Source organism: Nocardia sp. NPDC004123, assembly GCF_053603795.1.
Window position 1 is genome coordinate 381,769 of the sequence record NZ_JBSGGG010000002.1, and the last position, 11,669, is coordinate 393,437.

At 68.5% G+C, this 11,669-nt stretch carries 14 protein-coding genes; 4 read left to right on the plus strand and 10 right to left on the minus strand.

Features of this window, described 5'->3' with window-relative positions:
* Positions 1–33: 33 nt before the first annotated feature.
* From rplW to ACWEQQ_RS04080, 5 genes are all read right to left on the minus strand, one after another.
* A complete protein-coding gene (gene rplW / locus ACWEQQ_RS04060) occupies positions 34–339 on the minus strand; it encodes a 50S ribosomal protein L23 (RefSeq protein WP_014981657.1) in 306 nt (101 codons plus the stop codon).
* Positions 336–1,007, minus strand: a complete 672-nt coding sequence (gene rplD, locus ACWEQQ_RS04065; protein ID WP_379381510.1) for a 50S ribosomal protein L4 — start codon at positions 1,005–1,007, stop codon at positions 336–338. The genes rplW and rplD overlap by 4 nt, the downstream gene beginning before the upstream one ends.
* Positions 1,004–1,669, minus strand: coding sequence for a 50S ribosomal protein L3 (rplC, locus tag ACWEQQ_RS04070; protein ID WP_452343506.1), 666 nt, complete (start codon positions 1,667–1,669; stop codon positions 1,004–1,006). Before rplC ends, rplD begins: the two co-directional genes overlap by 4 nt.
* Positions 1,670–1,683: 14 nt before the next feature.
* Complete coding sequence (gene rpsJ, locus ACWEQQ_RS04075; protein WP_003938093.1) at positions 1,684–1,989, minus strand: 30S ribosomal protein S10; 306 nt, start codon at positions 1,987–1,989, stop codon at positions 1,684–1,686.
* A 494-nt stretch (positions 1,990–2,483) separates the two neighbouring features.
* The gene (locus tag ACWEQQ_RS04080; protein ID WP_452347043.1) at positions 2,484–2,906 is read right to left on the minus strand and encodes a hypothetical protein; all 423 of its coding nucleotides are present in this window, start codon (positions 2,904–2,906) and stop codon (positions 2,484–2,486) included.
* A gap of 204 nt (positions 2,907–3,110) precedes the next feature.
* On the opposite strand from ACWEQQ_RS04080, the gene ACWEQQ_RS04085 reads away from it, so the two are divergent.
* A complete protein-coding gene (locus ACWEQQ_RS04085) occupies positions 3,111–3,587 on the plus strand; it encodes a hotdog fold domain-containing protein (RefSeq protein WP_379381504.1) in 477 nt (158 codons plus the stop codon).
* Between the two features lie 73 nt (positions 3,588–3,660).
* Positions 3,661–4,206, plus strand: coding sequence for a hypothetical protein (locus tag ACWEQQ_RS04090; protein WP_452347044.1), 546 nt, complete (start codon positions 3,661–3,663; stop codon positions 4,204–4,206).
* An 81-nt stretch (positions 4,207–4,287) separates the two neighbouring features.
* Here ACWEQQ_RS04090 and ACWEQQ_RS04095 read toward each other — a convergent pair whose 3' ends face one another.
* Positions 4,288–4,611 (minus strand): hypothetical protein, encoded by a 324-nt coding sequence (locus tag ACWEQQ_RS04095; RefSeq protein WP_452343509.1) that lies wholly within the window; start codon positions 4,609–4,611, stop codon positions 4,288–4,290.
* Positions 4,612–4,784: 173 nt separating this feature from the next.
* On the opposite strand from ACWEQQ_RS04095, the gene ACWEQQ_RS04100 reads away from it, so the two are divergent.
* Positions 4,785–6,056, plus strand: coding sequence for a lycopene cyclase family protein (locus tag ACWEQQ_RS04100; protein ID WP_452347045.1), 1,272 nt, complete (start codon positions 4,785–4,787; stop codon positions 6,054–6,056).
* A 21-nt stretch (positions 6,057–6,077) separates the two neighbouring features.
* Here ACWEQQ_RS04100 and ACWEQQ_RS04105 read toward each other — a convergent pair whose 3' ends face one another.
* From ACWEQQ_RS04105 to ACWEQQ_RS04120, 4 genes are all read right to left on the minus strand, one after another.
* Positions 6,078–7,106, minus strand: coding sequence for an SDR family oxidoreductase (locus ACWEQQ_RS04105; protein WP_452347046.1), 1,029 nt, complete (start codon positions 7,104–7,106; stop codon positions 6,078–6,080).
* A 70-nt stretch (positions 7,107–7,176) separates the two neighbouring features.
* The gene (locus ACWEQQ_RS04110; RefSeq protein ID WP_452347047.1) at positions 7,177–8,040 is read right to left on the minus strand and encodes an ABC transporter permease; all 864 of its coding nucleotides are present in this window, start codon (positions 8,038–8,040) and stop codon (positions 7,177–7,179) included.
* Positions 8,037–8,849, minus strand: coding sequence for an ABC transporter permease (locus tag ACWEQQ_RS04115; protein WP_452347048.1), 813 nt, complete (start codon positions 8,847–8,849; stop codon positions 8,037–8,039). Before ACWEQQ_RS04115 ends, ACWEQQ_RS04110 begins: the two co-directional genes overlap by 4 nt.
* Positions 8,846–9,844 carry an ATP-binding cassette domain-containing protein gene (locus ACWEQQ_RS04120; RefSeq protein WP_452343514.1) on the minus strand — a complete coding sequence of 333 codons (999 nt, stop codon included), beginning with the start codon at positions 9,842–9,844 and terminating at the stop codon, positions 8,846–8,848. The genes ACWEQQ_RS04115 and ACWEQQ_RS04120 overlap by 4 nt, the downstream gene beginning before the upstream one ends.
* A 331-nt stretch (positions 9,845–10,175) precedes the next feature.
* On the opposite strand from ACWEQQ_RS04120, the gene ACWEQQ_RS04125 reads away from it, so the two are divergent.
* The gene (locus tag ACWEQQ_RS04125) at positions 10,176–11,657 is read left to right on the plus strand and encodes an aldehyde dehydrogenase family protein (RefSeq protein WP_452343515.1); all 1,482 of its coding nucleotides are present in this window, start codon (positions 10,176–10,178) and stop codon (positions 11,655–11,657) included.
* Positions 11,658–11,669: the final 12 nt, after the last annotated feature.

Below are 11,669 nucleotides of genomic sequence, written 5' to 3' on the forward strand. Positions count from 1 at the left end.
GAGTTCTTCTCTGCTTTCTGGAGCTCCAGCCGCTTACGCGACCGGGCCTCCGAAGATCTCGATGGGCTTGCTGTCGGCCGAGATGGTCACGAGCGCGCGCTTGGTGTCCTTGCGCTTGCCGTAACCGAAGCGGGTCCGCTTGCGCTTGCCCTGACGGTTGGCGGTGTTGACGCTCGTGACCTTCACACCGAAAACCTTCTCAACGGCGATCTTGATCTGCGTCTTGTTCGAGTCCGGGTGCACCAGGAAGGTGTAGGTGCCCTCTTCGATCAGTCCGTAGGACTTCTCGGAGATCACCGGCGCGAGCAGGATGTCGCGGGGATCGGCGATGGTGGTCACTTGCTCTCCTCCTGTGCAGCTTCGGCGGGGCCGTGCACGAAGGCGTTGAGCGCCTCGACCGAGAACACGATTTCGTCGCTCTTGAGAACGTCGTAGGTGTTCAGCTGGTCCGGGGCGATCGGGTGCACGCCCTGCAGGTTCGCCACGCTCTTCCACGCGGTGACATCTTCACGGCCGACGACGACCAGGATGTTCTTCCGCTCCGACAGCTCGGCGAGGAAGGACTTGGCCGACTTGGTCGACGGGGTCTGTCCCGCAACCAGTTCGGTGATCACGTGGATGCGCTCGTTGCGAGCCCGGTCCGACAGAGCGCCACGCAGCGCGGCGACCTTCATCTTCTTGGGCAGGCGCTGGGTGTAGTCACGCGGCTGCGGGCCGTGGACGGTGCCACCGCCGGCGAACTGCGGCGCACGGGTCGAACCCTGGCGCGCACGGCCGGTGCCCTTCTGGCGGTACGGCTTCTTGCCACCACCGCGGACCATGCCGCGGGTCTTGGTGGCGTGCGTGCCCTGGCGAGCCGCGGCCTGCTGGGCCACGACGACCTGGTGCATCAGCGCGATGTTCGCGGTCACGTCGAAGATCTCCGCGGGGAGCTCGACGGTGCCCTCGGTCTTGCCGCCAGCGGCCTTGACCGTGAGCGTCAGGTTGGTCTTGGTCTCGGTGCTCATGCCCGGGCACCACCCTTCACTGCACTCTTGACGATCACGACGCCGCCGGTGCGGCCCGGGATCGCGCCCTTGATCAGCAGCAGACCGTTCTCGGCATCCACCTTGTGGACCGAGAGGTTCTGCGTGGTGACGCGGTCGTTACCCATCCGGCCGGACATGCGCATGCCCTTGAAGACACGGCCCGGGGTGGAGCAACCACCGATGGAACCCGGACGACGGTGCACGGCCTGCGCGCCGTGCGAGGCACCCTGGCCACGGAAGCCGTGGCGCTTCATGGTGCCCGCGAAGCCCTTGCCCTTGGAGGTGCCGGTCACGTCGACGTAGGCGCCTTCTTCGAAGACGTCAGCGTTGAGCTCCTGGCCGACCTCGAGGTTCGAGACATCGGCGAGGCGGAGCTCGGCGATGTGGCGGCGCGGGGTGACGTTGGCCTTGGTGAACTGGCCGGAGACCGGCTTGTTCACCTTGCGCGGGTCGATGGCGCCGTAGGCGACCTGGACGGCGGAGTAGCCGTCACGCTCGACCGTGCGAATCTGGGTAACGACGTTCGGGCCCGCCTTGACGACGGTCACGGGAACGACGCGGTTCTTCTCGTCGAAGACCTGGGTCATGCCGAGCTTGGTGCCCAGGATGCCCGCGGCCGGACGGCTCTTGTTGTCAGTCATATTCGAAGTCCCCGTCACTGAATGTTGACGTCGACGCTGGCCGGCAGGTCGATACGCATCAGGGCGTCAACCGTCTTCGGCGTCGGGTCGAGGATGTCGATCAGCCGCTTGTGCGTACGCATCTCGAAGTGCTCGCGCGAGTCCTTGTACTTGTGCGGCGAACGGATGACGCAGTACACGTTCTTCTCGGTGGGCAACGGCACCGGGCCGACGACGCGGGCACCGGTACGGGTCACCGTCTCGACGATCTTGCGCGCAGACGCGTCGATCGCCTCATGGTCGTAGGCCTTGAGCCTGATGCGGATCTTCTGTCCCGCCACGCTGAGTGTCCTTTTCTCCGCTTACGTTGTGGTCCAAGAGCTTTCGCTCTCACACCACCCTCATTTGCACAGCCCGAACACACGAAGACGCATCAGCCACCACACGACCGGCCACCTGGGCCCGATCCATCGCCGCTGTTCATCTGTCATGGTTCATCCGGTCCACGCGGTCGGGCGTGTCGCTCCGCCGCCCATTCCTCAGCCCGGACCAAAATCCTGTAAGCCTCGGAACATTGTTCCGGACGCACCCACGCCGCAATCCAGCGGGGTGCAAAATTGGGTCTTGCTCACCCACGACCAGCGCCGATCCAACGGAAAAGACGCAACCCGGTGTGGGCAACCCGAACAGTATGCCTCGAGTCCCCAGCCCACTTCAAATCGCCCCCTCCCCACCGCGAACCCGATGGCCCTGGTCACACCGGGTCGCCGGAATGGCACGAAGCCGAGCGGCCGCCACGGGAAGGGTTCCCGTGACGGCCGCTCGGGGCACTCGGTCAGCGGAAGGTCGAGCCGTGCTGGACCGGGCTGGGGAGGACCTGGACGACACGGAAGAACGCGCCGTCGTTGCGGGACGGATCGTAGATGCCCAGGGCGACGACGCCGTGCCGAATGGCGGCCTCGGTGGTGATCTCGCTGATGTCGGCGTAGACGTAGGTCCCGTCCCAGGGCAGGACCGAGTCCGGGTCGAGCACGAAGTACTGCTGGTCCGCCGGAAGGACGGAGTCCAGGAACCCCGGAATGGGGCTGTTGGCGAGAGCCGCGGTCTCGCTCTGGTTCAGGATGACGGCGAGGTAGATGCCCTTGCCCGGATCGATGATCGGCGTGATCGCCGAAGCCGACCCGGCCGTAGCGGTGGCGCCGAACGAGGCTACGGCGACTGCGATGCCGAGCGAGGCCACCGCGGTACGAATGCGCATGATGTCGAGAACTCCAATATCGAGCGATGTCGGCAGATCTGAGGCCGACTCCCAGCCGCGCCCCCGGCGCAACCCACCCAGCTAACAATCAACCGCACGGTCTCGCACCGCCGAACCCGCCACCCGACCGATTCGCCGACCTATTCGGCAGCCCCCGGGAACGCCACGCTTCCGGTTAACTTACTTCTGAGTAAGATAGTGGGCATGGCCAAAGAGACCGCTACGTATCGCGGGTGGAAGAAGCTTCCCGACAATCGGATCGGGCACACGTTGTTCTCGCTCGGGATGGTGGCGCGGGTGCCGTATTTCGGGACCGTGCTGCCGAGCGTGGTGCGGCTGGAACCGGGGCTGTGCGAGGTGACCGCACCCAAGTGGTTCGGGATTCACAATCATCTGGGGACGTTCCACGCGATCGCGGCGTGCAACCTCGCCGAGGTGGCGATGGGCATGCTGTCGGAGGCGACAGTGCCGGAGACGCATCGGTGGATCCCCAAGGCGATGAACGTGCAGTATCTGGCGAAGGCGAACTCGGGACTGCGGGCGGTCGCGAAGTTGCCGGAGGTTCCGGATTTCTCGCAGATCACCGAGGGGCAGGATCTGGTGGTGCCGGTGTCGATCTTCGACCGGGCGGGCCTGGAGGTCGTGCACGCCGACATCACCACCTGGGTGACCCCGAAGTAGTCACACCCGACTGGAAGTGACTCACCAGCCGACGCCGAGGAACCTCACAGCCACCGTCAATAGCGTTGCGGCCATGACAGATTCAATTCCCGCCGCAGACAGTTCCCACCCTCTTCCGGGACGACGCCGACCCGGTCGCGTCACCCTCTCCGTGGCCGGCGCGGCGCTGGCCCTGGCGGCCACGCTGGGCCTGGCCGCCTGCGGGTCCAGCGATCACAACTCCGCGGGCGGCGGCAATCAGCAGCAGGAACCCGGCGGACACCATGGCGACGGCCAGGGTGGTCAAGGCGGCCGGGGCGTCGGCGGCAAGATCACCAGCGAAGGCTCCGGATCCTGGGTGATCACCAAGCAGGACGGCAGCACCGAGACCGTGAACATCTCCTCCACCACGGAATTCGGCACCAAGGCGAAGAGCGAGACCGCCGCGCAGTTCGCGGTCGGCGATCAGATCATGGTGCAGGGTCAGGAATCCAACGGCGCCATTGCCGCGACCCGCATCGCTCACGCCCGCGAGCACGCCAATATGAATGGGACGCCGCCGAATTCGCCCGGCGCCACCCCGCCGGCCGCACCCGGCGGTACCCCGCCCGCGGCGCCGTCGCCGACGCCGGCCGCGTGAGCCGTTCCGTCACACCGAACCTTCGATGGCCGGCAAGTCCGTTGTGCTGCAATGGACTTGCCGCCCCTGCCCCCGGTTCTTTCATTGGCCGACCGGGGTACTCATCAGCATGACCAGGGCCGCGAGACCCAGCCCGATCGGCACCACCGCCAGCACGATGCGCACCGCCCACGGCGCCCAGTAGGCGACGACCCATTGCGCGGTCACCGCGAGCAGCCCGAACAGCAGCAGCTGCTGCGCGTCGTCGAGGTGGCCGAAGGTATTCGGGCAGGAGTCGCGGCCGTTGCACGAGTCGGTGGCGAACCCGCTGAGCACGAAGAGCGCGAAGTAGACGGGCAGTCCGAACCCGAACAGCACCGATGACGCGGTCGGCGGCACCCACCAGTACCGCTTGCCGGTGTTCATTCCGTCTCTCCCCCACCGCGTCGCATCCGCCGGGTCGCCCACGGCACGCACGATAGCAAGCGGCAATAACCACCGAGGGGTGCCGCGCGCGGCGAGGATTCGGCCGCACAGCGCGGGGGTGCGAAGTCGGAGTCGGCCTGGCGGGCCCGGGACGCGACTGTTTGAATGCGGGTATGAGTGGCCGTGAGGTCGGCGGGGCGGCCGACGTGTGCGTGGTGGGGCTCGGTCCCACAGGGCGGGCGCTGGCGCATCGCGCCATGGCGGCGGGTATGCGGGTGGTCGCGGTGGATCCGCGGCCGGCACGGCTGTGGGCGCCGACCTTCTCGTGCTGGGTGGACGAGCTGCCGGAGTGGCTGGGGCACGGCGCGATTGCCAGCCGTATCGAGGCGCCCGCGGTGTGGACCACCACCGAGCACCGGATTCCCCGGCCCTACTGCGTGCTGTCCAAGCAGGGCCTGTTCGACGCGCTGCCGCTGGACGACGCGACGGTCATCGCGGGCCGCGCGCGCACGGTGGAGGCGCACCGGGTGGAGCTGGCCGACGGCACCGAGGTGCGCGCCGCCACCGTGTTCGACACCCGCGGCCAGGCCGCGCCGGGCGCCCGGCGCACCGCCAGCGCACACGGCATCTTCGTGGACGAGGACACCGCGGCCCCGATGGTGACCGCCGGCGAGGGCCTGCTGCTGGACTGGCGCGACGAGAACGGTGCGGGCCCGGACGAGCCGCCGTCGTTCCTGTACTCGGTGCCGCTCGGGGACGGCACGGTGATCTTCGAGGAGACCAGCCTGGGCCTGCGCGGCGGCATGCCGCAGCACGAGCTGCGGCGGCGCGCGCTGAATCGGCTGGCGGCGCACGGGATTCGGCTGCGCGGCGACGAGCCGACCGAGGCCGCCCACTATCCGCTCGACGAGCTGCCGCCGAAAGCCGGTCGCGGCCGGGTGATTCCGTTCGGCTCGCGCGGCGGCATGATGCATCCGATCACCGGTTACTGCGTGGCGGACTCGCTGGCGCTGGTGGACGCCGCCGTGGCCGCGGTGCGCCGCGGCGACGATCCGGTCGAGGCGCTGTGGCCGTGGCAGGCGCGCCTGGTCTATTGGATGCGCATGCGGGGCGTGTACGGCCTGGGCCGGCTGACGACCGCCCAGTCCATCGCCATGTTCGACGCGTTCTTCACCCGCCCGCCCCGGCAGCAGCGCGCGCTGCTGTCGGCGCACGATGACTACTCGGCGCTGGGCACGGCGCTGTTCATGACGGTCGGCACCACCCGGCCGTTCCGCTGGCGCTACGACCTGGTCGGCTGGCGGAACCGGAACCGCTGGGTGGGTTGGGATTACGGCCGCCCGCGCCCCCTGGACGACCTGTTGCTACCCCGGGAGGATCTGCTGCTACCCCGGGAGGATCTGCTACCCGGGGAGGATCTGCTACCCGGGGACACCGCGCAGTAGCACGCCGGACCGAGGCAGGGCTCAGACCCAGTTCTCGATCCAGTACTTCCAGACGATCGCGGCGTAGGCGGCCAGTGGCGGCACCTTGATATCGGTGCCGGCGAGCGCGGCCGCGGCGTGGCGGAAGTCGAAGCGGCAGGACAGTTCGGTGTCCTCGATGACGTCCATGGGGATGCCGACCTGGCGCAACACCCAGCCCATGCCGGGCACACGCAGGGTGAGGTCGAGGGTCTGCTTGGGCATGACCTGGATGAGGTGCGGCGCCCCGGCCTCGTCGGCGAAGAGGTTGAAGACGTCGGCGACGCTCTGCTCGCGCGGATCCACCAGGTGGTAGGTGCCGGGTGCGTCGCCGGGCCGGTGTGCGATGTGGTCGAGGGCGCGGGCAACGAAATCGACCGGCACCAGATTGGTTTCGCCGAGTTCGGGCGCGATCACGGGCAGGATGCGGGGCAGCTGCGCGGCCATCCGCAGCAGCCGGAAGAAGTAGTAGGGGCCGTCGATGCGGTCGATCTCGCCGGTGCGGGAATGGCCGATCACGATGGCGGGCCGGTAGATCCGCCACGGCACCGCGGTCTGCCCGCGCACGTCCTGTTCGGCCCGCAGCATGGCCCGCTGGTAGTGGGTGGGCAGCAACTGCCCGACATCGGTCATGTCCTCGGTGAACAGGCCCTCCCAGGCCCCGGCGACACGCACCGTCGAAACATGATGCAGCCGTCCGGCTTCCAGCGCCGCCGCGAGTTCGGCGACCCGCCGGGTGCCGCCGCCCGCGCTGCGGGTGTCGAAGCCGGCGGCCAGGTGGAAGACGTGGTCGATCGAACCGCGGTGCGCCGCTATCCAGCCCGTGTCGATGCCGAGCCCGGGCGCGCCGAGGTCGCCGCGCACCGGGCGCACCCGGTCGGCGGCGCCCCAGTCGCGCAGACAGCGGTTGAAACGCAGCACGGAGTCTTCGCCCGGGCGTACCAGGACGTGGACGTCCGCGCCGCGTTTCAGGAGTTCGGGAAGCAGAAATCGACCGATGAACCCAGTTGCCCCGGTAACCAGGTAAGTCATGGCGCCCACCTTAACGTGACGCGCGCCACTCGAACTCCGGTGCGGCCCCGGGGAAACGGGTCGGGCGTGTCTAGGCTCCGGTCTCGGCCGCCCGCCGGTACCCGCGGATCGCGGGGTAGGCGAACACCACGATCATGCCGACCGACCACGCCACGGTCTTCCACAGCGGTGTCGCGATCGGACCGTCGTAGGACAGTCCGCGCATGGCGTCGATGGCGGTGCTCATGGGCTGGTTCTCGACCGTCTTCTGCAGCCACACCGGGTAGGCGAACACCGGCACGAAGCCGGAGTTGAAGAACATCAGCAGCGTCTGCACGATGCCGACGACCGCCACCAGCATGACGCCCTCGGTGAGCGTGGCCAGCGCCGTCACCAGGACCGCGAACCCGATGGCGAACAGGATCGGAATGGCCAGCATGGCAATCGAAGCCGCGGGCCCGTACCAGAACCGGAAGCCCAGCGCGAGGCCGACCGCCAGCACGAACAGCGAGGTGATCAGCACGCGCACGGCCTCGGCCAGCAGCCGTCCGGTGAGTCCGGCGGCGCGGTGGATCGGCATGGTGTAGAACCGCCCGAGCAGTCCGGTGGCCTTCTCCGCCTTGAAGCCGAGCGCGCTCACGATGGATCCGGACATGGCCGCCACCAGCATGACCATCGGCACGAAGCCGTAGATGGCGGGCATGCCGGTGGCTTGTTCGATGGAGTCGCCCAGCACGATCCGAAACATGATCAGCGTGGCCGCGGGGAACACGAGCGTCTGAATGGTGGTGGAGGGATCACGCATCCAGCCGATGAGCAGCCGCTTACACTGGATGAAGCTCTGCTCCACCCAGATCGCGAGCGTGCGCTCGGAGCGCGGTTCCACCGTCGGCAGCGGCTGATGCCCCGCCCACGAATCCTGTTCCGCCACTTCTGCCGTGGTCGTCGTACTCATGACCGCCTCACACTCGCCCAGACCGCGAACGGCGTGAAGACGACCGCCGCGCCGACCAGCCACACCAGTGGCACCCAGAACACCTGCCACGTCACCCCGTGGTCGGCCATGTCCCGCAGGGCGAAGGAGAACTGCGAGATGGGCTGATTGCGCACGAACGGCCGCACCCACGCCGGGAATCCGGACTCGGGCACGAAGCCGCAGGACAGCATGCCGAAGATGAGCGTCGGCAAAGTCAGCGCCTGGCTGAGGGATTCGGGGCTCTTGGTCAGCGACCCGAGCCCGTCCGCGCCGATGGCCAGTACGGTGCCGACCGCGAGCGAGAACACGCAGAACAGCACGGCCTGACCCCACCCGGCGACGAACCGGAAGCCGATCATGTGGCCCCAGCCCAGCGCCGCGACGAGCGACACCACCGACCGCACGAAGCCCGCGGACTGCCGCGACACCAGCGGCACCATCTTGCCGATGGGCATGGTCTGCATGCGGGTGTTGAGTCCGGTCATGGCCTCGAACGCGGCCAGCTGCGCGTTCGACATCATGGTGAAGGACATGGTCTGCAGCACGATGATCGGCATCACGAACTGCTCGTAGTGAATGCCCTTGACCTGCATGACGAATTTCAGCGGCAGGTAGAAGCCGAGGGTGAAGACCAGCGGGATGATCACCGCGACGATCAGTTCGCCCTTGGTGGCCATCACCCACACGATGCGTCCGGTCAGCGCCCGCCACTGCGCGAAGCTGTTGGGCCGGGCCGGGGGCACGCCGGCGAAGAGGTCGGCGGCGCGTTCGCTTTCCACTGCCGTCACGATTCCTCCGCCTCCTTGGTCCCGGAGTGCCCGGTGAGGGTGAGGAACACGTCGTCGAGCGAGGGGCGGCGCAGCCCGATGTCGGCAAGTCGCACCCCGGCGCTGTCGAGCCGGCGCAGCGCCTCCGACAGGGTGTCCGCGCCGTCCGGGGCCGGGATCGAAAGCCGGTCGCCGCCATCGAGTTCCGCGCGCACCGCCTCGGGCACCAGGTCCCCGAGCGCGTCGGCGGCGGTGGTGAGCTGTTTGGGATCCAGCGGCACGACCTCGCAGTAGCTGCCGCCGGTCTTCTCCTTGAGAGCGTCGGCGGTGCCCTCGGCGATGACCGTGCCCTTGTCGATCACGATGATGTTGTCGCTGAGCACGTCGGCCTCTTCGAGGTACTGCGTGGTCAGCAGGACGGTGATGCCCTGGTTCTTGAGGGCGGTGACGAGATCCCAGACGCCCTGGCGGCTGCGCGGATCCAGGCCTGTGGTGGGTTCGTCGAGAAACACCACCTCGGGCCGGACCACCAGGCCGCAGGCGATGTCGACGCGGCGGCGCATGCCGCCGGAGTAGTGACGCACCGCGCGGCGGCCCGCGCCCGTGAGGTCGAATTCCTCGAGCAGATTGTCGGCGCGCTGCCGGGCGGCCTTGCGCGGCAGGCCCATCAGGCGGCCGAAGAGCTCGAGGTTCTCGCGACCGGAGAGGTTCTCGTCGAGGGCCGCGTACTGGCCGGTCATCATGATCGATCGGCGCACCGCGGCGGGGTCCGAGCGCACGTCGTGCCCGGCGATGCGGGCGATGCCGGAGTCGGGACGCAGCAGGGTCGACAGGATCTTGACCGTGGTGGTCTTGCCCGCCCCGTTGGGGCCGAGAATGCCGAGGACCTGTCCGCGGGCGGCGGTGAAGCTGATCCCCTGCAGCGCGTGCACCTCGCCGAAGGACTTACGGACGTCTTCGACGAAAACGGCCGGATCATCGGGTGCTCCGGGTTGCGGTCTGTCCAAGCTGGGCATCAACTCTCCACTATCGGCTGGTCGGGCTGAACGATGTCGCCCCGTGCGGCGGATCCCACATCCCGCGAGGATAGGTCGTTACCGCCCGCCGGGATGATCCACACCGCCGGGCGTGATGTTACCGGCGCATCCCAAACAAGGCCGTTTCTTTGTCGAAGCAGCATTCTCCAAACTGTGTGCTTGGTCACAAACCAGCGGGTTCCGGCATAGCTGCTGATCCAGGCGCAGACCGGCCGGTATGCGGCAATTTCGCTACCTTGTCGCATCTGCGACTCGAACCATAGTCTGGCGTTGGCGGGGAGAGACATTCACAGGCCACGAGAGGTTGACCATGGCCGAGTCGGCGCAGCCGGCAACAGGGCGCGCCGATGCGCGCCGATCCAAGGTGCTGACATCCTTCGACCCACGGACCGGGGAGGTCGTCGGCGAATACGCCAGCATGGGCGCGGGCGAGCTCACCCGGACCGTCCGCTCGGCACGCAGTGCCGAACAATGGTGGGCGGCACTGGGATTCGACGCGCGCAAACGCTGGCTGCTGGACTGGAAACGCAGCCTGGCCCGCGGCACCCGCGATCTGGTCGAGCTGATCAGCAGCGAGACCGGCAAGCCGCGCATCGACGCGGCCATCGAGGTGACGCTGGCGGTGGAACATCTGGATTGGGTTGCGCGGCACGCGGAGAAGACGCTGGGCCGCACCACCCGGCTGGGCGCCGCACTGCGCCGCGAGGCGGGCGGCACCGTCGGCTACCTGCCGCTGGGCGTGGTCGGCGTGCTCGGCCCCTGGCAGAATCCCGTTCTGACACCGATGAATTCGATCGCCGGTGCGATGGCGTCGGGCAATGCGGTGGTGTTCAAACCCAGTGAGCTGACCCCCGGCGTGGGCGCCTGGCTGGCCGACACCTGGAACCATCTGGCCCCGAATCAGCCTGTGCTGCAGGTGGTCACCGGTGACAGCGGCACCGCCGCCGCCCTGTGCCGCGCCCGCGTGGACAAGCTGGCCTACGCCGGATCCGGCGCGGGGGCCCGGGAGGTGGCCACGCTGGCCGCGCAGGCGTCCACCCCTCTGCTCGTCGAGCAGGGGGGACGCGGGTCGATGGTGGTCCAGGTCGACGCCAAGCTCGATACCGCTGCGGCGGCCGCGGTGTACGGCGCCATGGCCAATTCCGGTCAGCAGCCCGCGGGCGTGCAGTGCGTGTACGTGGCCGACTCGGTGTACGAACCGTTCCTGGAGCTGGTGGCCGATCAGGCCCGGCGGCTGCGCCCGGGTGCAGATCGCCGCGCCTCCTACGGCCCGATGATCCTGGACGCCCAGATCGACGTGGTGCGCCGCCAGGTGCGCGACGCCGTCACCCGGGGCGCGCGGCTGGTGGTCGGGAGCCTGGAGTCGATCCGCGAACCGTATATCGAGCCGATCGTGCTCACCGAGGTACCCGAGGTGAGCACCGCGGTCACCGGGGACGCGGTCGGGCCGGTGCTGGTGGTGAATCGGGTGGCCACCATGGACGAGGCCGCCGATCGGGTGAATGCCGCCGAAAGGCCGCGCGCCGTCTCGGTTTTCACGCGTGACACCCGCAGCGTCCCGGAGTTCGCGGCCCGGCTGCGCAGCGAGCTCATCACGGTCAACGCGGCCCCGGTCTACGGGGTCAACGGGCCGGGCCGCATTCGCGATCCGCGCACGCTGCGGGAATTCGCGCGGCCGCAGACGATCACCGAGAAGCATCCGCCGGACCAGATCACCTCGGGCACCTTCGAGAAGCATCCGCGCCGTCTGCGGGTGGCCCGCGCGCTGTTCCGGATGCGGCACCGGGTCTGACGGTGGAAGTGG

Coding starts and splice junctions, on each gene's coding strand:
- rplD (WP_379381510.1), bottom strand. CDS start 1,007: ATGAGCACCGAGACCAAGACCAACCTGACGCTCACGGTCAAGGCCGCT.
- rplC (WP_452343506.1), bottom strand. CDS start 1,669: ATGACTGACAACAAGAGCCGTCCGGCCGCGGGCATCCTGGGCACCAAG.
- ACWEQQ_RS04080 (WP_452347043.1), bottom strand. CDS start 2,906: ATGCGCATTCGTACCGCGGTGGCCTCGCTCGGCATCGCAGTCGCCGTA.
- ACWEQQ_RS04085 (WP_379381504.1), top strand. CDS start 3,111: ATGGCCAAAGAGACCGCTACGTATCGCGGGTGGAAGAAGCTTCCCGAC.
- ACWEQQ_RS04090 (WP_452347044.1), top strand. CDS start 3,661: ATGACAGATTCAATTCCCGCCGCAGACAGTTCCCACCCTCTTCCGGGA.
- ACWEQQ_RS04095 (WP_452343509.1), bottom strand. CDS start 4,611: ATGAACACCGGCAAGCGGTACTGGTGGGTGCCGCCGACCGCGTCATCG.
- ACWEQQ_RS04100 (WP_452347045.1), top strand. CDS start 4,785: ATGAGTGGCCGTGAGGTCGGCGGGGCGGCCGACGTGTGCGTGGTGGGG.
- ACWEQQ_RS04105 (WP_452347046.1), bottom strand. CDS start 7,106: ATGACTTACCTGGTTACCGGGGCAACTGGGTTCATCGGTCGATTTCTG.
- ACWEQQ_RS04110 (WP_452347047.1), bottom strand. CDS start 8,040: ATGAGTACGACGACCACGGCAGAAGTGGCGGAACAGGATTCGTGGGCG.
- ACWEQQ_RS04120 (WP_452343514.1), bottom strand. CDS start 9,844: ATGCCCAGCTTGGACAGACCGCAACCCGGAGCACCCGATGATCCGGCC.
- ACWEQQ_RS04125 (WP_452343515.1), top strand. CDS start 10,176: ATGGCCGAGTCGGCGCAGCCGGCAACAGGGCGCGCCGATGCGCGCCGA.